At 40.2% G+C, this 21,491-nt stretch carries 19 protein-coding genes, 1 pseudogene and 2 CRISPR repeat arrays; of the genes and pseudogenes, 2 read left to right on the top strand and 18 right to left on the bottom strand.

Translation table 11 applies throughout. From position 1 onward, the window contains the following. Positions 1–1,148 precede the first annotated feature (1,148 nt). Positions 1,149–1,337, top strand: a complete 189-nt coding sequence (locus ACTHOQ_RS12905) for a DUF4177 domain-containing protein (protein ID WP_440496556.1) — start codon at positions 1,149–1,151, stop codon at positions 1,335–1,337. A 138-nt stretch (positions 1,338–1,475) separates the two neighbouring features. Here ACTHOQ_RS12905 and ACTHOQ_RS12900 read toward each other — a convergent pair whose 3' ends face one another. Further along, positions 1,476–1,811, bottom strand: coding sequence for a L,D-transpeptidase (locus ACTHOQ_RS12900; protein WP_440496555.1), 336 nt, complete (start codon positions 1,809–1,811; stop codon positions 1,476–1,478). Positions 1,812–1,929: 118 nt separating this feature from the next. Here ACTHOQ_RS12900 and ACTHOQ_RS12895 point away from each other — a divergent pair, with 118 nt between their 5' ends. Further along, positions 1,930–2,265 carry a hypothetical protein gene (locus tag ACTHOQ_RS12895; RefSeq protein WP_440496554.1) on the top strand — a complete coding sequence of 112 codons (336 nt, stop codon included), beginning with the start codon at positions 1,930–1,932 and terminating at the stop codon, positions 2,263–2,265. Positions 2,266–2,888: 623 nt separating this feature from the next. On the opposite strand, the gene ACTHOQ_RS12890 is transcribed toward ACTHOQ_RS12895, so the two are convergent. The 17 genes and pseudogenes from ACTHOQ_RS12890 to ACTHOQ_RS12810 form a co-directional block, all read right to left on the bottom strand. Next, positions 2,889–3,230 (bottom strand): ASCH domain-containing protein, encoded by a 342-nt coding sequence (locus ACTHOQ_RS12890; protein WP_440496553.1) that lies wholly within the window; start codon positions 3,228–3,230, stop codon positions 2,889–2,891. Between the two features lie 144 nt (positions 3,231–3,374). Further along, entirely contained in the window at positions 3,375–3,815 is a 441-nt protein-coding gene (locus ACTHOQ_RS12885; RefSeq protein ID WP_440496552.1) for a DUF3997 domain-containing protein, read from the bottom strand. A gap of 319 nt (positions 3,816–4,134) precedes the next feature. Then, positions 4,135–5,768: a CRISPR direct-repeat array (repeat unit 33 nt; unit sequence ATTTCAATCCACTCTACCAACAAAGGTAGAGAC). A gap of 520 nt (positions 5,769–6,288) precedes the next feature. Continuing rightward, positions 6,289–7,593 (bottom strand): VWA domain-containing protein, encoded by a 1,305-nt coding sequence (locus ACTHOQ_RS12880; RefSeq protein ID WP_440496551.1) that lies wholly within the window; start codon positions 7,591–7,593, stop codon positions 6,289–6,291. Positions 7,594–7,669: 76 nt separating this feature from the next. Continuing rightward, complete coding sequence (locus ACTHOQ_RS12875; RefSeq protein WP_440496550.1) at positions 7,670–8,824, bottom strand: toxic anion resistance protein; 1,155 nt, start codon at positions 8,822–8,824, stop codon at positions 7,670–7,672. Positions 8,825–8,845: 21 nt separating this feature from the next. Further along, positions 8,846–9,460, bottom strand: a pseudogene (locus ACTHOQ_RS12870) (TerD family protein); the annotation flags it as partial. Then, complete coding sequence (locus ACTHOQ_RS12865; protein ID WP_440496549.1) at positions 9,451–10,266, bottom strand: HAD family hydrolase; 816 nt, start codon at positions 10,264–10,266, stop codon at positions 9,451–9,453. The gene ACTHOQ_RS12865 and the pseudogene ACTHOQ_RS12870, both read right to left, overlap by 10 nt. After that, a complete protein-coding gene (locus ACTHOQ_RS12860; protein WP_440496584.1) occupies positions 10,267–11,373 on the bottom strand; it encodes a cysteine protease StiP family protein in 1,107 nt (368 codons plus the stop codon). Next, complete coding sequence (locus ACTHOQ_RS12855) at positions 11,354–12,709, bottom strand: phosphoribosyltransferase family protein (protein ID WP_440496548.1); 1,356 nt, start codon at positions 12,707–12,709, stop codon at positions 11,354–11,356. Before ACTHOQ_RS12855 ends, ACTHOQ_RS12860 begins: the two co-directional genes overlap by 20 nt. Beyond that, entirely contained in the window at positions 12,699–13,802 is a 1,104-nt protein-coding gene (locus tag ACTHOQ_RS12850; protein ID WP_440496547.1) for an HpcH/HpaI aldolase/citrate lyase family protein, read from the bottom strand. The genes ACTHOQ_RS12855 and ACTHOQ_RS12850 overlap by 11 nt, the downstream gene beginning before the upstream one ends. Before the next feature lie 166 nt (positions 13,803–13,968). After that, positions 13,969–14,712 carry a TerC family protein gene (locus tag ACTHOQ_RS12845; protein ID WP_440496546.1) on the bottom strand — a complete coding sequence of 248 codons (744 nt, stop codon included), beginning with the start codon at positions 14,710–14,712 and terminating at the stop codon, positions 13,969–13,971. Between the two features lie 92 nt (positions 14,713–14,804). Further along, positions 14,805–15,383, bottom strand: a complete 579-nt coding sequence (locus ACTHOQ_RS12840) for a TerD family protein (RefSeq protein ID WP_440496545.1) — start codon at positions 15,381–15,383, stop codon at positions 14,805–14,807. 24 nt (positions 15,384–15,407) lie between these two features. Next, positions 15,408–15,983, bottom strand: a complete 576-nt coding sequence (locus ACTHOQ_RS12835) for a TerD family protein (protein ID WP_440496544.1) — start codon at positions 15,981–15,983, stop codon at positions 15,408–15,410. A 50-nt stretch (positions 15,984–16,033) separates the two neighbouring features. After that, on the bottom strand, positions 16,034–16,648 hold the full coding sequence (locus ACTHOQ_RS12830) for a TerD family protein (RefSeq protein WP_440496543.1): 615 nt from the start codon (positions 16,646–16,648) through the stop codon (positions 16,034–16,036). Positions 16,649–16,725: 77 nt separating this feature from the next. Next, positions 16,726–18,360: a YceG family protein gene (locus ACTHOQ_RS12825; RefSeq protein ID WP_440496542.1), complete on the bottom strand. Its 1,635-nt coding sequence runs from the start codon at positions 18,358–18,360 to the stop codon at positions 16,726–16,728. Positions 18,361–18,673: 313 nt separating this feature from the next. Further along, complete coding sequence (locus ACTHOQ_RS12820) at positions 18,674–18,859, bottom strand: cysteine-rich CWC family protein (protein ID WP_440496541.1); 186 nt, start codon at positions 18,857–18,859, stop codon at positions 18,674–18,676. Positions 18,860–18,956: 97 nt separating this feature from the next. Then, a CRISPR array of direct repeats spans positions 18,957–19,656; the repeat unit is 33 nt; unit sequence ATTTCAATCCACTCTCCCAACAAAGGAAGAGAC. A 646-nt stretch (positions 19,657–20,302) separates the two neighbouring features. Then, positions 20,303–21,190: a dehydrogenase gene (locus ACTHOQ_RS12815; RefSeq protein WP_440496540.1), complete on the bottom strand. Its 888-nt coding sequence runs from the start codon at positions 21,188–21,190 to the stop codon at positions 20,303–20,305. Next, on the bottom strand, positions 21,180–21,491 hold a 312-nt coding region (locus ACTHOQ_RS12810; protein WP_440496539.1), incomplete at its 5' end, for an RNA polymerase sigma factor. The genes ACTHOQ_RS12815 and ACTHOQ_RS12810, both read right to left, overlap by 11 nt.

Below are 21,491 nucleotides of genomic sequence, written 5' to 3'. Positions count from 1 at the left end.
AATACAATTAATGCAGTAAAATGAGGCAAATAAAAACACCAATAATTTTTTGGTGTTTTTTATTTGTTTAAAATGCCAATCCGAATATCTATTAAGATAGAAATTACAGTCCTGTTGTAAAATGGGACATTCATCACTTTTATAATTATTGAAAACAACAAAATTAAATCGTCTCCTGTTTTTAAGTGTAATTCGGTGAAAAATGATAAATCAATATTTAGTCCATATAAAATACCCGAAGCGAGACATCATCACCTCACTTCGGGTATTTGTAACTTTAGCTGTATATTATTTCAAGTAGGTATTATGATTTCATCGGTATTCATAAAAAATGTTGGAATGCTCCTGATTTTCACTTTTCTCAGGCAAACAATTTGTTGTATTGCTCAATAAGATTCAACATCATTGCACATCTGATGAATAAATCCCTAAAAATAAGTTAACTGAATTCTTAATTATGTTAACATATAATCATCGCTATATATTGGAGGTGATTTCATTGAACGGTAAGAGTCGAATAGTGTTAGGTCTCATTGGCTGTTTGTTGCTGTGCTTTTTAGGGATCTATAGAATCTTTGTAGATAGCCCTATGTCGCTGTTTGTTGCATATATTTTCCTGATCACCGGATTTATAGGGTCATTAACTTTTGCTGTAAAGTTGTTTAAATTTGCTCGAACTTAGCGCTGCTTTATAGAAGCGCTTTTCTCGATTTTCCTGCCCACTTTGCTCCAACTGTGCTTTACATAATAAATTTAAAACAGACATATGACATGGTATAATTGTCCATATTGAATAGGAGGGATTCGTAAATGTCCATGATTTTCGCTTTTATACCATTCTTTTTTTACCTATGTCCAATTGTATTTGTAATTTGGTTTTTAGTTAAATTCCTTAAAATACAGCAAGAAAAAAATGAAATACTAAGATCTATTGCTAACAAGCTAAAAAATTAAACAGAGAAACCCGTGTTTTTTATATTACAGTCTGGCTCCATAATTAAATAATTTGTTCGTATTATTCAATAAAGTACAGTAACTAAAAGATGTTCACCTAGTTCAATTAATGTGCTTCATTACAAAACATCATGAAACTTCCTGCTAGTTTCTCCGTATAAGAACTAAGATAACTAATCCCCGGGATGATAATAATGTACGAATACAGCTTTGTTAAAATTGAACTGAATGTTTGGGGCAGCAAACCAAAAGAAGATTATCAAGATATTATTCATCGATATGCTTCCAAAGGGTGGAGACTTGTCCAAATATTCGCTCCCTCAACTAAAGGATACGGGTCCGCAGCATATTTTGAATTAATTTTTGAAAAACCCCTTAATTAAGATCTAAGCGGGAATTCCATTTAAAAAAAACATAATACTTAAGCTCATCAATCCATATTTACTGAACAATTCACAATTCGGTAGTAAAATCCAACAAAAAAGACCCAAGCCACAGCTCAAGTCAATAATCATACAGAGTTATTTATGAATCGATACTTTAGTGCCAAGCGAAACTTTAGATGATAACTCTAAAACATCATGATTAAACATTCTGATACACCCATGGGAGCGATTCTTACCGATTGAAGCTGGGTTATTCGTTCCGTGTATACCGTAATGAGGTTTTGATAATCCCATCCAAAGCGCTCCGAATGGTGGAGGCGGATTAAGCTGTTTATTGATGATCGTGTAAGTGCCGGAAGGAGTCGGGGTCAATATTTTTCCGACTGCAATGGGGTAAGTTTTTAAAAGTTTATTGTCATCCATTAGCATTAATCGATGTTTAGAAGTGGATACATCAATCCATATTGCCATGAAGTTCACTCCGTTTTTAAATATAATATGTAGCAATTGAGCTATCTGTTAATTAAACGGAAACTGGATACTTCCACCACTTTAAGAACCATGATGCAGAGCAGAAAGGTTGAATATTATGGGGTGGAAGAAAGAAGGTAAACCAAACCATGCAAGCAAAATGTTGATTATATTGAAGTGGGTAACACAGTGTATTGTGCCAAATGTAAAAATATTATTCATAAATTTCAATCAGCAATTGGAAGATTATGTACATAAAAAAGCCCCCAAAATTAGGAATGTAGGGGGATACAAGATGTACTTCTTAAAAAATATATCTATAGCACAGGGTCCAGTTCCTAAAGCCACCAGTAATTTGAGTAGATATGAAAAAAGTTTAACATTTTTTCTTGCTGCATTTTTTATTATCGGCGAATATTGCGATAAATGTACCCGACAAAACTGTCATCCATAAAATAAGATCCATTTTTCCACCTCCAATCGGCTAGTTATATTATTATACTTCGGATAATGCAGGAACAGCAATCACGGATTATCGAGAAAAATAAAAAGTTAATGCAACAGTTCGACAATGGGCAGCAGAACCATTAAATTGTGCAGTAATGGAGTTGGAGAAAATGAATATTGAAGCGATTTATCAAAATGGATAAATAACAAGTGCACCGGTATGTGGTCGCCATTATAATCGGGTAGCAATTAGTTATGATGAATTTTTATCTTTAACAGAATTAACAGGTGCAGAAAATCCGTATAAACACTATGGTGTTGATCTTGTAGAGATGGATTACCATAGCGAATTTATCCCACTACTCGGAAATGCTCGTAAAACAGAGGAACAAACAAGTTATTATGCAAAGGGTAGAACTAACCAAGGTAGTGAAAATACTGGTATATCAACTGTTTCCACCATTGCATAAATCAATGTATAAATAATGTTCATAAGAAAAAGCAACAAACGCTGATCAACGTTTGTTGCTTTTCTTTACGTAACCGAACTTTGACTCGGGAACGTTATTTATGCTTTATTTGTATATTCATACTATAAACAACAGAAAATTTATATTTAGTTTTTTCATGCTATTTAATTTCAATCTTAATCGCTAATGTTCCCCATTCTTTTTCTTGTTCTGGAGTATATATGTCATAAGTGCCTTTTACCATCTCATCCATTGTCCATCCATCACAATCAAAATCTTTAAAAGGGATATTCTGATACATTTCTTCAAATGTATTATATGTCCTTAATTCAGATACTCTGACAGTTAGTGATTCATCTTGATTAGGAACACTAATAAATTCAATCAAATCACCTACTTTAACCTTTCTTCTCTTTTCATCATTTAATCGAACTTCAACTTTTTTTCGTCCTTTTTTGATTGATTCAAAATATGTTTCGTGTAAAGCCATTTGATGTATCAACATTACCCCTCCAATACATTTATCTTTTTTATTATAGATAGACACCTTTTATATCTATTTAACTTGATTTTAAAATGCACCCAATGTTTGGTGTTTGGGACGTTTTTCGAAATGAATCTTAATTTTCTCATTAATATTATTTAATTATGGTTCCCTTTTTAACTTTTCGATTGGTGTAAATACAATGTTAATCCCTAATTGGTTTGTATCATTCTCCAACTCTTTTAGCGTAAGAGGACCTTTTACTTCGTTCTTATCCATTTCAATTATCCAATAAGAATAATCGTCGTCAGTAGGACTTTGTGGAGGTTCTTCATATCCTCGTTCATCTGCCCTCAAATGCAATTGTTTAGCAATAATATATTGTTCATCCCACCAGACAGCAGTTACTTCAGCTGGTACATATAAATAGTTAAATGTATTTTCAATTCCATCATTTACAGCTTCTTCTCCGTAGATTTGAATTTGGTGAGCTGAAAGTCTATCAATGCGATAACCATTATCTAATGAAATTGTATAGTCTGCTAATCCTGCACAACTTGATAAAACAAAGCAAGATGCCATCAATAAAATGAAATGTTTCAAGGTGATTCCTCCATTTTAAAGGTGAATATTTAATCATCATTTATTCTAATACGCTTAAAATGTAATAAGTTCCTTTGATAAGATGATTGATAAGATACTAAACCGTCGTTTGTTTATTTTTTGTCATTTGATTTATTTATCTTTTTTAAATTTTAGTCTTGATAACGAACTTTTTATTTAGTAAAAAGTTCTATCCCAACTCCCTAATCCAAGGTGAGACGAGCACGCAGTTGTCAACCAGCTTCTCCCGATTATTTCAATCCACTCTTCAATAAAGGTAGAGACGATTGTGGAGTTATTGAAGGGTGATGGATGGAGGATTTCAATCCACTCTACCAACAAAGGTAGAGACCATCGCGTATGCCATACACAGATGCAGCAGGAATTTCAATCCACTCTACCAACAAAGGTAGAGACGGATCACTTTGTGGATGATGTGCCGGTTAACAATTTCAATCCACTCTACCAACAAAGGTAGAGACCTTTTTTATGCAATTATTTTCAGCTAGTAACAACATTTCAATCCACTCTACCAACAAAGGTAGAGACTGTTCTGTAGCAATCGCCCTCCATCTTGTGACAAATTTCAATCCACTCTACCAACAAAGGTAGAGACTAGCGCCGGGGTTATCATTACCATATCCTTCAAATTTCAATCCACTCTACCAACAAAGGTAGAGACGGATTCAAGATCTTCCCATTTTACGCCGAACAATATTTCAATCCACTCTACCAACAAAGGTAGAGACTGCGCCGCGTGTAACCTCATTGACATCGCTGTCATTTCAATCCACTCTACCAACAAAGGTAGAGACGGTGTATACAATCTTGATTATGTGAATGACGTGATGATTTCAATCCACTCTACCAACAAAGGTAGAGACATTATATTTAGTGCTAGGGAGCAAAATTTGTTTATTTCAATCCACTCTACCAACAAAGGTAGAGACAAATACTTAAGGCAGCACCCGATAATTGTTTGAGTATTTCAATCCACTCTACCAACAAAGGTAGAGACTTCACTTGTTGGACATAAAATAAAGGTTGTTATATTTCAATCCACTCTACCAACAAAGGTAGAGACGGTATATGAACCTTCCACAATTGATTTCGAAGTAATTTCAATCCACTCTACCAACAAAGGTAGAGACTGCTATGTACAGTGCAATGATTAAGCGACAGGTGATTTCAATCCACTCTACCAACAAAGGTAGAGACATAATGTAGCGCCATTAACATGGACACGGCTAATTTCAATCCACTCTACCAACAAAGGTAGAGACTGAAATATGTGGTAAAATAATAAAAAACAATTGGAGATTTCAATCCACTCTACCAACAAAGGTAGAGACTGTATTTGCGGAGAGGTTATTTCTGTTTCTAGGATTTCAATCCACTCTACCAACAAAGGTAGAGACCTATTCTACGCTTCACGCGTAGCGTATTACGGGTATTTCAATCCACTCTACCAACAAAGGTAGAGACTGCAAATACACGTTGTTCAATGTAATTGGCATTATATTTCAATCCACTCTACCAACAAAGGTAGAGACTTGAACGTAGCCGGTATGCATATAACGATGCACTTATTTCAATCCACTCTACCAACAAAGGTAGAGACGTTGATAAAGATGTCATGGCAAAACTTTTAGAAATTTCAATCCACTCTACCAACAAAGGTAGAGACATCAAGTAGAAGTAGTTGAAACTATATTAGGAAAATTTCAATCCACTCTACCAACAAAGGTAGAGACAAAGTTGCGGCCATTTCGAAGCAAACAGATGTTATTTCAATCCACTCTACCAACAAAGGTAGAGACGAGGGATAACTGCATCATCTAAAACTTTTAATATTTCAATCCACTCTACCAACAAAGGTAGAGACGAATATGAAACTATTAGTAATTTACCTCCCAAAGAATTTCAATCCACTCTACCAACAAAGGTAGAGACTGTGAAAATAGACAAAAAAACGTCTAATTTCGTCAATAAATATTAAAATCTAAATTCAACCATTACTTTAGTAATGTTGATTCATAAAACTGAACTATTTTATTGCTCCTAATCGGTGCGAATCCCTTACAATATTTATGGGAGCTTTATATTCGCACCACGCTTGCTTCCTGCTCTTTTAAACATATATACTTTAATTCCAACTAACAATTAACATTAATTTAACCATATAAAACTGCGAACCTATATTACACATAGTCAAATAGAACAGTTACCGGAAAAAAGTTTTGCTATGAAGATCCTTTTTACACCTATACTATTACTACGCTACCAGCAAAGACACAATTCCCTCAATGCACTTTCCACATTGCTGCAGCAAGCCCCCAAAGGAATTTATTGCTAATAAGCGCTTCAAAGCATAGAACATTCCAATTGATTTCGCGGATGCCTATTCCTATCGGGAACGTAGAAGTAGAGAGAACTCAAAGCGCGGCAAACTTGATGTTCTAAGTTACATGGTTCACCCCAATAGTAGCCCCTTCATTTTCGCTTCCTTGATCCATTGAGGGTACTCTTCCATCAGCAAATCGTAAAGCTCATTATCCGCAACGGCGGCCGGGTTTTGCACACTGAAGAAGCCTGCATTGTCAATATAACGTCCTTCCAGCGTATCGAGCTCCTCCAAATATTTGAACTGTGATTGCCTTGAGCGGCCGAAAAGACCTTTACGCGTTTCATCAATCGCCATGAATTGCCAGAAGATCGGCTCGAACGAAGCATTCACAATTTGCTTTGTCGTTTGGTCGCGGTCGAATGTATCGCCGTCCGTAACAAACATCACATATACCGGAATGTCCTGCGGTGCGGGTTTTTTGCGATGTGATGATGAACCGATATAATGCTTCCGGATTAAGGTAATCGCTTTTGAATAATAGGTACTGCCCTCTAACGGATAGGTTTTTAATAATTGCCCTAAAAAGTTTTGGTTATTGGCAATCGTCAATTCACCCGCATCATGCGCATTTTTCCCGAATAAAAAAATATCGATGGAACCATTGTCATCAAAGCGTGTTGCCAATGCTAAAATGCGCTCAATAAAATGCTGGATTTTGCCGGATGCGTATAAGCTCGACATTGAGCCCGAAATATCCAAGCATAGTGCAACCTTGGCCTGATGCTGCTGCAGCCCGACCTTCTCCAGCGAAACAAGCGCTTTTTTCGATAAATCCAATAAATGCGGCGCCTCTTTTTCCAAGCGCTTTTCCAGCTGCACCTTCTTATCATTCACTGGTGCCTCAACAGCCGGCTCCTCGGCCATCACTCCACCGAAGCTCGTCAACAGCGCGGCAAGCCCGCCATCAAAGCCTTGCCCGACGCTTGCAATCCGCCATAAAGATTTATAATAAATTTCGCCGATAATGATGGCCTTTTGCTGCTGAAAATCGGACGGGGAAAATTGATATTGCATAATAATCGAATTGTTCGCCTTGACAATAAACGATCCGTGTTCAATTTGGTTCATCATTTGATTGCCGTCAATTGTAGCCGTGAAAACCAAGTACGGCACTGTTGGCGGAAGCTTCGACAAATCAATCGCAAAATTGCTTTTTCCTTGCCCATTTTGAAGGCGGATTTCATTGTTTGGCGATTGGAGCTGATTGTAAAAGACCATGTAACGATCATCCTGCAGTTGACGCTGCTCATTTAACCCAAAACATGTAAAATCAATTTCAAATGGCGCTTGTATCGACACCTCTACTTCTAATTGAAGCATATTCGTATGGTCTGCAAGCTTTACCTTTTCCCCTCGAATCAATGTTTTCATTGTCATCATCCCCTTAGTTATGATCATTATAGAAATTCACCCTTTCAGCTAATGACAGGTGAATTTAAATACAGCATTACATCTTCTTCAGCTTTTCGTATTGCAGCTGCAGTTGTTCAATGCGTTTTCGCCCTTCATCTCGGTTGCGAACCGTTTCCGCCTGGATCTGCTTCGTTTCCTCAATGCCCGCTATAATCGTTTGCCATGTTTGTTCAATTGTTTCGATTTTAATGCTCGGGTTCCCTGCCTGGCGGGCAATATCCACTGAATTTCTCCGCACATTTTCCGCATTGCGGATCAGCATTTCATTTGTGCGCTTATCCAGCTCCGCCATCGAATCAGACACAAGCTTTTGACGCTGGATTGTCACGGCATGGATAAGCCCCTGTTTGAAAATTGGGATTGTCGTGACGAATGCCGAGTTGATTTTACCGATGAGATGGTTGTTCCCCTGCTGCATTAAACGAATTTGAGGTGCTGACTGGAACGAGACTTGCTGCGCCATTTCAAGATCATAGCCGCGCTGCTGAAGCAATTCAACCGAACGCTTCAATGTTTCCATTTCCATGATCGCTTCATGGTCGCCTTGTTCGGCCCTTCCATTCAAATTTTGAATTGTCGCATTCAGTTCTTCCACTTTAATTTCAATGGCGGCTACATATTCGCTCAATTGCTTAAAATAATTCAAGTTTTCGTCATACATTTGCTCAAGCTGCACCGTGTTGCGCTTCATTTCGATTTCATACTTTTGGATTTCCGTGTACACTTGATCGACTTCTTTATTCAGCGTGTCGTACTTCGAAAGAATTTTCTCCAATTGCACTTTGCTTTTCGAGAAAAGTCGCTTCAAAAATCCGCCTTTGCTTTCCTCTTCCTCAAAGTCCTTCGGGTCAAAACGGTCCATAATTTTATTCAAATTCGTCAATAGCTTCGTGGACTTTTCTAAATCGCTTTGCTTAATCGTGGCAAGCATACGATCCGAAAAGGTCGAAATGCCGCTTGCCGTTTCCTTCCCGAACTCCAGCACAGCAATCTGGTTTTTCGGGTCAATGCGCTGCGCCAATGTTTTTACTTGCGGTTCCTGCTTTAATGCTAGCTGGCGCTGACGGATTTGCGAAAGCTCCTCCGTTGAAACAAGAGCCTGCACAGGTTCTGCTGCAACCGGCACTTGCGGATTTTCAATTGTCGTTGTTCTTTTTTCCAAATCTTCAAATAACGGATTATCTGTCATGCTTTTCACCTTTTCCAAAAATTATTTTGAGCCTGCTTGCCACTGCATGCCCCAGCCATACGCCTGATCTAAATTTCTATGACCATCGAAATATTCGACTAATCGTTCAACGCGGAAAGTTTCGTTATTTACATTTTCAATCATCGCAATAGCGCACATGCCCATATTAGAGCGCGTCTCATCTAATCGGACAACAATATCTTGGCCGCCAGGATAGGATAAAGTTACGACACCATCCGCCTGTGCCCAGTTTGCCACGCCCTCATAAATAAACGTATAGACAACAAGGCGTTTAATTTGCGCTATCTGATCACCGTTAATGCGCAGATTTTCACCGCCGGAAACAGCACCGGTGCGATCATCGCCGTCCAATTGAATAAACGGGGAATAATCCAAGGAACCAAAGGCATTGCCAAGAGCCTGCACACAGCCCTTTTGCCCGTTTGTCAATTCATAAAGGCAGCCCAAATCCAAGTCTATTCCTTTATTTTTCCCGAACAAGCCGGATAAAAGCCCGCCCTTTTGCTGCTGTTGGTTCCAGTTCAAGTTCACCACGATTTCTCCTAATGTGGCGCTTTTCTTCTGTAAATCAATCGTTTGCCCTTTTTTAGTTAATTCGATTTTGTTCAGGTTGACCATTTCAAACTCCCCTTTTCCATGCTGTTCATTAATATTTGCCGTAAACAATGTTCCGCAAAATCTGCGCCTGACTTTTGGACGATGGATAAACCGAGCTGTTCGGCATATTGTGTGAGCTCGCCATGCAAAGGCACGAAGTAATGATCCGCAAGCTGCAGCATACTCATATCCATCAGTGAATCACCTGCCGCAAAATGCCTATCATAGTGCCGCAAACTTTTAATGTATTGGACAGCCGCTCCCTTCGTTAAAAACTTCGGCAATATATAAAACTTTCTCCCTTGTAAATAGCCATGCCACTCATACTGCTGCAATGCTTCATTCAAGTGGCGGATTTCATTTAAATCTGCCGTTTCGGGATCGACAATGAAGCAGTAGTACAAATCATCAATGATATGATGGCGCAAAAAGTAGTTTGCCGAAAGCTGTTTAGAAAATATACCGCCGATTTGCTCAAGCGACAGCGGCAGCATTGTTAGCTGTTGTTCGATATGCTGCTGCCACACTGGATCTATTTGCCCGTTGCGGAAAATAATGCCCCCATTTGCAACGATGGCAGCCTCCGGGACGACCGCCTGCTGAAACAGCGTAATGCGTTCATATTGCGCGACCGAACGTGTCGTCACCGGAACGAAATGCATATGATGATGGATTTGCTGCAATAGTTGCTCAATCGATGCATTAATATACGAAATCTCCCGTTCTTCAAGCTGCTCGATGCATAAACAATTTTCCATCGCGGATTGGATGGTGCGCTTCGAAAAAATAAGCGTTCGATCCAGATCAGAGGTGAATAACTGCATTTATGTCAGCTCCTTAATGAGTCCACAGCATGCATACGTCATATTATCGTAATACTCGATTTCCACATTATGCTCTTCTGCCAGCAAATAAATATGTGCCAGATTTTGCTTTGCGGAAGGATTGACAAGAATTTTCCACGGAACTCTTCGTAAGAGCACACGTGTCGTTTCCCCTACACCAGGCTTTATATGATGGATGCTCTTAATTTGAAAGCGCTGCTGGATTTCCTGAATGCATTGAAGCCCGCGCCATGTCGGCTGTTGTTCATCTTGTTCGTTTTCAACCGTTTGTTTTGCTTCTTTCATTAAGCCTGGCGAGAAATGCAGCGCGATAGCTTCTATGTATGCTTTTGAAACGTCCTGTTGCTCAAGTTCCCTGTAAAATTTCGCGCCATGAAAATCCTCTTTGTCCATCAGCTGCTCATTCAGCACCGTTCGGCTGACTAAACCTGATACCGTTGAATTTAAGCACGCCGACGGGATTAGGAAATCTTCGCGGGTCCCAAATAGCTTGACGCAATGTCCGGGATCCGCAAGCACCGCCAGCTGTGCATCAAGCGGCGGGCGGCCACATTCATTCCAGCGGGCAACCGATTGCTCCAGCTCTTTTGTGATCGCCCCCTTTCCTGTCCAGCCGTCAACAAATTGCACGCTCGCATTCGGATGATGGTGCAAAATATAATGCAAAGCCGTTTCATCGATGCCGCGCCCGCGGATGATGGACACCGTATAATGCGGCACATTTACGCCATAAGCCTGCTGCAAATAGCGTTTAATCAAAATCCCGATCGGTGTGCCGGCACGCGCCAAACTGACTAGCACAAGCTCATTTATTTCACGTACTTGGATTATTTTTTCTGCAGCAACCGCAACACATAAGCTCACTTTCCGTGCATACTTTTCGAGCATTTCCTCATATAGCCTCATGTATTTTGCATCCGGCTGATACTCGACAGGCAGCATTTCCGAGTAATGCGCCTTACCGGATTGAATGCTTTCCTCACGCTCTGCCGTACTTTTTTCGATCGACAAATGGCTTATATCCCGCAGTAAAAATAGGACATCCTCCTGATCATAGCTTCCGATTTTATCTGGTAAGTATTTCAGCAATCTCGACACCCCCCAATGTAACGATATGGATATTTTCAGCATAGGACTTCAATGCTCCGACAAGCTCCGACAATGCTTCCTTATCCAAAATCCGTTCATAAACAACGAATATATCCCGGTATTCCCCTTCATGCACATTGTATAAGTAGTTTCTCACACCTGGATATTCCGCGCTGTCAAATGTAAATTTGTTCGTAATGATTGAATTTTCATCGGCAAAAATGGGGCTACGTGTTGTAGCGTGATACACCGTTTCCTCACCCATTTCGGAGGCAATCGCCATCGGAATGTACATAAATTCCCCTGTTCCCAGCACAAGGCACTTTCCTGTCGATCTTAACGCGGACAATTTTTCAGCGATAAAGCGGATTTGCTCATAAAGCATTGTTTGTGCATTAGCCGATAACGAAAACCGCCCGCTGCCTTTGTAATAATTCGCTAAATGGGTAGTGTTTTTTTCACTTTGAGAACGATGTGGAGCGAGGTGGGCCTTCAAATCCCAATCGAATGACATTTCGATGATTCCGGAATCCGCTTTTTTTCCTGCATGCTGCTCCGGATCGGGTAGCTCGCCGATGACCGAAATATGGAAGGCTCCCTTAAACAGCGACACTGTATGTATGTCAATACCACGCTGCTGTGCGAAAGCTTGCAATTCGCGTTCGTGCTCCTCATTGCGCCAATCCAAAATGGAAACAAGCGTAAATGTTGTTAAGTGAGGATATGCTTCATGCAGTTGGCGGATAATATTGAGATTCGTTTTCCCAGTCGTCATTTCATCATCGACAAGCACGATTTCCGATTGACGCTGAAAATAGGCCGGATCCGCATACACATGATGGCTTGTCGCATGCGAATGTTCCTCCTCAAAGCTAATGACAGGCTGCTTGTCCATCAGTACTTCCCTTGTCGTGTGGATGAAACGGACATTTCCTGAAAATGCCTCGAAAAAAGCATGCCCTAATGCCGTTGCCGTTTCAGCAAACCCAATAATCGTCAGTGGCTCATCCATATGAATTTTATTGTTTAATGAACGCTGCAATGTTTCTGTAAGCGCACTTTTCGTCTTGATTGCCTCGCATATTTCATGGGCAAAGTCCTTTTTTTGTTGAAAACGTACTTCCATGAAGCGATATGCCAGCAGATGGCTCGTCAATAACGGAATTTGCGGACAGACAGCCAAATGCTTGCCAAGCACCTTGCTGACAAATAGAAAACTGCGCTTTTTATTGATGCGAAGCGCCATAGCAAAAAGCTGCTGCTCTTCAAACTGGTAAGGGTTTTCCACGACACGGACAGTCGCTTCATAAGCATTCAATACGTTATACTGCATTTTGCACCTGCTCCCTTAACAAGTGGGTATAATTGACGCCTTCGTTGAATACACCAAATGCCTCCGCGCGCATCATCGTCCGCTGTGCCCAAATTAAATGCGGCTTCATTTCATTCATTTTGTTGCCGTATACACTTTTTTCGACACCGATCATCGAACCTTCAGCCTGCATTAAAATCCGTTCCGCATCCATGTAATCCTCATGCAAAACAACATACATCGCCTGGACAGTCGCAATATGCGAAGGATGAATTATCGTTTTGCCGATCAGCCCATTCAATCGATCAAGCTCAATTTCCCGCGCCAATCCGGCAAGCGCATTGTCTTGGTTGAAATATTCCCAAACCGAACCTGACAAGACAAACTGTGAATCCCGCAAAAAGACATTCAAAATATCCGTTATGCAGTCCCGAACCGGCTGGATGTCGTAAACCGTATGGCGAATCGTCCGGCGCAGCCCAAGCAATCCGCAAAAATCCGTGGATCCGATGCGGACATTTAGTATATACTCCTCGAATTCCTGTAAAAGAGTTCTTATTAAAGTGAGCTCCGGCAGCCGTCTTTCTTTCAGCAAAATGTCATCTGATTCCAAAATCGGCATGGCATACAATTTGAAGCCAAGTTCATTTTGCTTTTTGATGAGTTCCAAATAGCCCCGACCATTTGCCGATGAAAACTTGGGCAATACATAGCCTGTCAGGAACTGCTGGTAATCGGCAAGCTGCTCCGTCAGCTCTTCAAGCTGCTCGGCACTCCGCACACGCACAAATAAAAGAGGAATTTTCTCGATGAATATCTGTCCATGCTCCAGGGCATCTTTTATTTTTGATAAGGTTATTTTTAATTGCTCAATACCTTTTAATACTTGCAAATCTCCGAGCGCATCTTCCAAATCCAATACAATTGTCGTTAGCGATGGGTGTTTATGTGCGATGATTTCCTCTGCAATCATCTCTCTTGTTGCCGGCATATATAGCGCTGCACCAACACAATAGCGAAGTTGTGCTTTATTCGTATACTTTGTGAATTCAACTGGTGTACGATAAAACAATTCGCTCTGACCATCCAAAATTTCTTTTTCAAAAAAGCGCAATGCCGTTCAACCCCTTCACTGATCTTATTCAAGCATGAACAATCCAGTCAAAACCCGAATGTCCATAGCTTTTTCTTAATGGTTATTCCGTGAAAGCGTATACTTTCTTATTCACTAAAAAGGAGGCGACAACAGGATCGTCCCCTCCCTCTACTAATCTTCTTATTTAAGCCGCTTTCTTCTTGTTCATTTTGTGCACAACAAATGTTCCTAAGAATGCCAAAACTAAAACCGCGAAGAATGCATAGTGCGAAATATGGATACCAACCACACCTAACAGCATTTTAAGCGCGATAATCCCAATCAATACAAAGGCTGTTGTTTCAAGCTCCGGAATTTTGTCGATTAATGATACGAATACACCTGCAATTGTACGCATCATCAAAATCCCCAGCATACCACCGATTAAAAGCACCCACACTTCATCGGAAATAGCGAACGCTGCTAAAATGGAATCCACTGAAAAGGCAATATCCATTAATTCAACGGAAATGACTGTTGCCCAGAATACGCCAAAGATTCGTACGAGCACTGAATCCTTCTTGAATTCCTTCGCTTCTTCGTCCTCTGATTTCTTCATGAAATGAGATATACATATCCACGCTAAATATAGCGCGCCAAATAATTTAATATACCAGAATTTTACTAAGTACACACCTAATCCAATAAATAGGAAACGGAAGAAGTAAGCACCAATCATTCCATACAGCAATGCTCTTTTACGCTGTTTTTCCGGTAAATGTTTGACTAAAACAGCTAGTACAAGCGCATTATCCGCAGACAATAACCCTTCAATAATAACTAATGAAAAGATAAGTCCCCAGTTGACAGGATTACTAAGCACTTCCACCCAATGCTCCCAGTCAAAAAATAACGCGTATGTACTTAATATTTGCTCAATGACTTCCATTTAATGTCCTCCAACTAGCAAAAGTGCCACAATATTTAAATTGTCTGAACTGCTCCTGCACTTTGTTCCCCCATTTTCAATATCGATTCCAATTACACGCTTAGACCATATGCATTTACTAAAGCAGCTAAGCCGCCTTGGTAGCCGGACCCAATGGCATTGAACTTCCATTCATTTCCGTGACGGTACAACTCGCAAAATACAACGGCTGTCTCAATCGAAAAATCTTCGCCTAAATCAAAGCGTAAAATTTCGGTCCCTAAATCTTCGTCCACTAAGCGGACAAAGGCATTCATGACTTGCCCGAAGTTTTGTCGGCGCTGCTCTGCGTCGTGGATTGTTACTGTGATGGCAATGCGATGCACATCCGAAGGCACTTTATCCAAGTGAACTTTAATTTGTTCATCATCGCCGTCCCCTTCACCAGTTCTGTTATCGCCTGTATGCTCAACAGATTTATCCGGGCTCACTAAGTTATTGTAAAAAACGAAATCCAAATCATTTCGGCATTTGCCCTGCTCATTTAACAGAAACACTGATGCGTCTAAATCAAACTCCGCTCCTCCATCAAAATTTTTGACATCCCAGCCTAAACCGACAACGATATTTTTCAATGATGGATTATCTTTCGTTAAATCGATGCGTTGCCCTTTACTTAATTGAATTGCCATACTTGATTCCCCCTCGGTAATTAATTAGCCTACTTGCAAACCAAAATCGTTGCATAATGCAGCTAAGCCGCCTTGATAGCCTGAGCCGATCGCAGCAAACTTCCATTCGCCATTATGACGATATAATTCGCCTACTACTAAAGCTGTTTCAATCGAGAAATCCTCGCCTAAATCGTATCGGATTAATTCTGATGCATCATTAAACACGCGGATGAAGGCATTTGAAACCATGCCGAAGTTCTGGCCGCGATTATCCGCATCATGGATTGTTACGGTAAACGTGATTTTTTCGATATTTGACGGCACTGCCTGAAGGTCGATATGCACCACTTCATCATCACCGTCTCCGTCTCCAGTCAAGTTATCGCCTGAGTGCACGACTGACCCGTTGCCGCCTGTCGTATTATTGTAGAAAACAAAGCCTTCCGGACCTGCAACTTTGCCGTTAGCTTCCAATAAAAAGACCGATGAATCCAAGTCGAACTCATTGCCGCCATCATATTTATTTGTATCCCAGCCAAGACCAACGCTTATTTTCGATAATCCCGGATTCGTCTTTGTTAAATCCACCTTTTGACCTTTTGCTAATGAAACTACCATGTTCAACACTCCTCAATGTTTTTATTGTTTATCAATGTTTATATTAATAGTTATTGATATTTATTAATTACTTCGCGAATGGATTTATCTTGTGTACCTGTACCAATCGCCGCAAACTTCCATTCATTTTCATGACGATAAATTTCGCCTGTAATGAGCGTTGTTTGCCCTGAATAGTCATCCGTTAAATTGTATTTCAGCAATTCCTGGTTTGTGGAGCCGTTTACAATGCGGATAAATGCATTTTGAATCATCCCGAAATGCTGGTTGCGTTTTTCCGCATCATAAATATTCACGAAAAATACGAGACGATCATAATCAGCCGGCACAGACTTCAATTCGATAACGATTTGTTCGTCATCGCCATCCCCATCGCCAGTCAAGTTATCACCCGAATGTACAACAGCGCCAGTTGAACTTTTTAAATTCCCGAAATAGATTACGTCAGAGTTTGCAACGATTTTTCCGTTTTTCAGCATTAATACAGAGGCGTCACAGTCTATTTGCGGTCCAGTGCTGCTGCCGCCGAATAAACTTTTAAGCAAGCCGCCGCCACTTGGTTTTGCTTGTACCGGATCCCAGCCCAAGCCGACAAAGATTTTATTTAAACCTGCATTCCCTTTTGTTAAGTCAATTCGCTGACCCTTTTGTAAATTAATAGACATTTCCAAATCCTCCTATAACGTAAATAACTATAAAATCTACCATTATTGTATATTTTCTGATAAACAAAGACAAACTTTCATCTCTTTTTTTTCGCAATTCTTTGTATCATCGACTTCAAACCTAGCTTTCGGTCAGAGTTGCCGGCTATGTTCGAATTGGCCAATAAGCTTTCCAATTTTTCGTCAAAACTGATTTTTTCAAGTCGATATGTGTTAAACAATTGCTCTGTAATAAAATGCTCGATGCTTAAAGAACCGCCCGGGCTGTAAATGAAAACATCAAAGCCAAGCATGCTCGCAAACAGAAGCAGCACAGCATCTTGCCGCTGCATTTGACCGCTTTGCTCCTCCATGAAAATCATGATTGTAGGATTCATATAGCTGTAATCAAACTGCTGGTACAGTCGGATGATCTCAGTCGGCATCAATAGCATCTGGCCGAACAAATATTGCTCATGCTCCTGTCTGGATTGATTGGCTGCCACTGCAATATAATCGCTTTCGATCAATCGGATCATTGTATTGGCGATATTTCTCTGAGCGCCAAGCGGTATATTTTTAAATGGCCAAATGCTCAGCTGCATCATTTTTTCGACATCGAGTTTACCGTTTGTGCTTGCATCGCGCATATGGAATTGCATATTGCTTTTTTGTGCCTGCAATAAAGGAAATGCGGTTGCAGTATATGTAAGCTCACGGGACTTTAAGCGCTGAAGCTTCTGCACATATTCCGTCTGATTTAATGATACGCCCTCTATTTTCGCAAACAGCACAGGCAAATAAACGACCCCATCTTCATCGCTGAACCCTTCGCGCAAATAAAGCTGTGCCTCGGAAAGAATGAACAGTTCATCATATGTTGTATTCAATATACGTGTTCGTGTTTCATAATCAGCATATTTCCATGGATAGTTGATCGCCGCATTGTCATACAGATGCTGCTGCACATGTTCCGAAGCGCGCGACGTAATCGTTTGCACACGGATCGGCTTATCGAACGGAAAATCGAATAAATCGGCTTTTTCCGTCAATCGATCTGTCGGAAAGCCAGCGATGCCATACTCCGCCATAATATCATGACCATCCGGTTCAAAAATGACAACATCACAGCCGAATAAGTAAAGGAAATACAAAAAATAAACTTCACTTTCCTTCGCCGGACCGTACCATAAAACACGCGGCATCGCCAAACCAAAATCACTTTCCTCAAACCATTTCGGAAAAAAATGATTCGACCATTTCACAAAGTCCAGGAAAATCCGCTGCAGCTGATTGCTCATTAGGCGCGGGTAACGGACTTCCAAAAATTCGAGCCAGCTTCGCAATGTATTGACAAAATGATCCCGGTACTTTGTCTGCATGAACGGCAGCAGCTGTTTCCCGGCAAAAAACGCCATGAAACGGTTCAAAGAAATCGGGCTTTCCTGATGCATTTGCAATATATTCACAATTTCTGTCCGCTGCTTCGGATCGATTAGCTTCGGAAGATTGTCGAATAATAAAGTCCAAGCAACACCTTTATTTGTAAGCGTATACAAATATTCCTGCATTTCATAGTCATTATCATATACGCCTAATATTTGTTTTGCTACACGTGTATATTGCAGTTCCCCTTCACTTTGCAGAAAAATCGGACGTGAATAAAGACTGGCACCAATAATTTCTTCCCAAGTTTTCGTGCTATCTATGTAATCATGTGGGATTAACCGCATAAATTGATCACTCCAGTTTTAATCTTTATACATTTTCCTTACTTATTGTACGTATCATATTTCAAAAAAGTTTCAAAAAATATTTAGTCTTATTGCCTCAAGATTTTTTTATGGCAAATTAAACAGACGTGATGCTTGCCGATTGTATTCGCCTCATAGATGTCCTTCTTCCTCAGGCGTATTAAAAACACTTTTATCAAATGACCTAAACATAGAAACTCAGACAGCTCGCTTTTTTCTTTGTTCGAAATTCCTGCCCTCAACAATAAACGTAGACGGTGGCATACCAATTTATAATTGCCTCTCCCTCGTCTTAACGGAAAGGAGAGGTATACACATGCGAGTATTTTTCAATGCATTTTTGGCAAATACAGCTTTTACCGTCCATTTTATCAAGTAATTGTTTAGGTATTTTCACTTTCATGCACCAGCAATTTTTGGCATCTTCAACATTACATGCATTTGTCCCGTAACAAATAGGACATTGTTGTTCGTTCATAAAATTTTTCAATTCTCCTAAATTAATTTGTATTTCAAACAACTCTTTCAATAATAAGAAGAGACATTAATCCATCAGTTTTAAAATCCCCTCAAATATTTCAATCCACTCTCCCAACAAAGGAAGAGACATTAGACGAAATTAAATCTGATACTGGTTGGATTATTTCAATCCACTCTCCCAACAAAGGAAGAGACAAAAGGTTATTACCTAACCGATTGGCAGTCTGACATTTCAATCCACTCTCCCAACAAAGGAAGAGACAGTAGCTGACTACTGGGCACGTGATCGCCAACATTTCAATCCACTCTCCCAACAAAGGAAGAGACATGGCTCGGTAGTGGTATCTAATTCAGCCGCCGATTTCAATCCACTCTCCCAACAAAGGAAGAGACGTTGGTTATCGTTTGATTTTGCTTCAAATAACTTATTTCAATCCACTCTCCCAACAAAGGAAGAGACACCGCCTGTGGCTGAATATTCGTTGAATAACTGCCATTTCAATCCACTCTCCCAACAAAGGAAGAGACACACTGTCACCACGTCTGAATTTAGGGGTATCAATTTCAATCCACTCTCCCAACAAAGGAAGAGACAATTACTAATGGGTGATTGCAATGGGACGTAAAAATTTCAATCCACTCTCCCAACAAAGGAAGAGACGATTTTGCGAACATCGAAGTATCTGATGGAATTGATTTCAATCCACTCTCCCAACAAAGGAAGAGACTACTGTGGCAGCGCAGAATTATTTGGCAGAATTAATTTCAATCCACTCTCCCAACAAAGGAAGAGACTGTGAAAACAGATAAATTAATATCAATTTTCAACGATAACTACAATAAAGTAAACTCATCAAAAACTATAGTAACCGAAACGAGCCAAATATAACCATTTCATTCCTTGAACAAAGTGCGAATGTCCCTGGAAAATCATGTTCGCTGCCTATTCGCACCGCTCCTGCTGTTCCACCATGTTACTTTAATCATATGCCCACCCTACTTGAAATTCATAATAGTTAATATGAATCGTTTCAAAATGACGGCCCTAAAGCGATTTATTTTCCGATAACAAATCCTCGGAATTCCATAAATTTATTTTACACTATTTCAAGAATATTCTAAACTATCGCATGCGACTGGATATTCAGGCTAAAATATATTGTATCATCTGAAATTCTCCACGCCCCACATCCTGTTTTTTAATACCTTTTAAAATAAGCTCCGTTTTCATGATTTCACTTTAATTTATTATTGGACAGGATTTATTGGATTACAAAGAAATTTATCATGGTGGACCTATTTTAACTACTGCGAAACTGACATGGGCACTCCCCCATTGACGCACCTCATGACAAACAGGACAGCCCAGAAAATATTCACTGTTCCGAGCAGCCCCTTTTTATGTTCTATCCAAATTACCCGCATGGCTTTTAGTTAACACTCAATACATCATAATCCAAGCAAACGCTAACATCACCATGACAATCGTTTTGACACGCTCTACCTTCAAAATATTTAAATCTGCAATGTTGCGTTTCACCGTCCACCATATTAAACCGCCGTATAAAAGCCCCAGCAGAAATAACAGCGGGCGGTAAAGCGGTCCGATGAAGTAAGCGTATGATCCGACTGCCGCAAGCACGAGCATCGCAACCGTTATAACAATCCCGATACCCGGAAGCTTTTCAGGCACTTTAAGACCGCGGCGTTTATAGTATATTTGTGTCACCATATTAACGAATATTATTGAAAACGGAATTAATAACACTAAAGCATAGTGATTATTTTCATGCGGTGCTGTAAAGTCGTCCGACAATGCCGATGGAAATTCCTTATAACCGGGATAGATCAAGTTATTACGCACATCATACAAATAATTTTCCGATAACTCATAGTGATGCTTTTCCCCGTTCTTTACAACGACAATATCATAATGGTCGACAAATCTTAACGGTGCCTGTTCCAATACAGGCAGTTCTTCAATATTTTCAAACAGCAGTAAAGTGCGGTCTGTCATAATATCCTTTACACCGACAAATAATGTCGAAGCCCTTCCCCTAAAGCCTTCCCCCGCAATATTATGATACGAATAAATACCGGTAATTTCTTCGGTCGCCGCATGGTTCTTTAAGCCATTTGACGAGGTAAACAGCAAAAAGAGACCAATAAAGAAAATGCCTATAGCAACGCCGATTTCCTGCCAGCCGTTCCATTTCATTGGCGATTTTGTTTTTTGCCGGCTAAATTCAATATGTTTCCGAATATCATTTTTTAACTGTGCATCCTCTGGCAGTTCATTTAACTGTTTCATACGTTCATCAAGCTTCATCAATTCCACCCCCTAAAAGCTTTTGCAGTGCTTTCATCGCACTCCGTTGTGTATTCGCCACCTTCAACGCTGATAACCCCATAATGCCGCAAGTTTCCTGAATCGAAAGCTCCTCGATTTTACGATAAATCAGCACCTCCCGTTGAACAGGCTTCAGTTTTTGGAGCGCCTCATACAATTGTTTCCGCTCTTCCTCCTGTGCGAGCCACTCATGCGGAACATATACAAATTCCCGCTGCTCCGGGGCGCTTTTAAATGGAAGCCACTCGATTAATGCCTTTTTGCGATAATAGTCATAGAC

The sequence above is a fragment of the Solibacillus silvestris genome, from assembly GCF_051967575.1.
GTDB lineage: Bacteria > Bacillota > Bacilli > Bacillales_A > Planococcaceae > Solibacillus > Solibacillus silvestris_B.
This window is presented reverse-complemented; position numbering and strand designations above follow the sequence as displayed.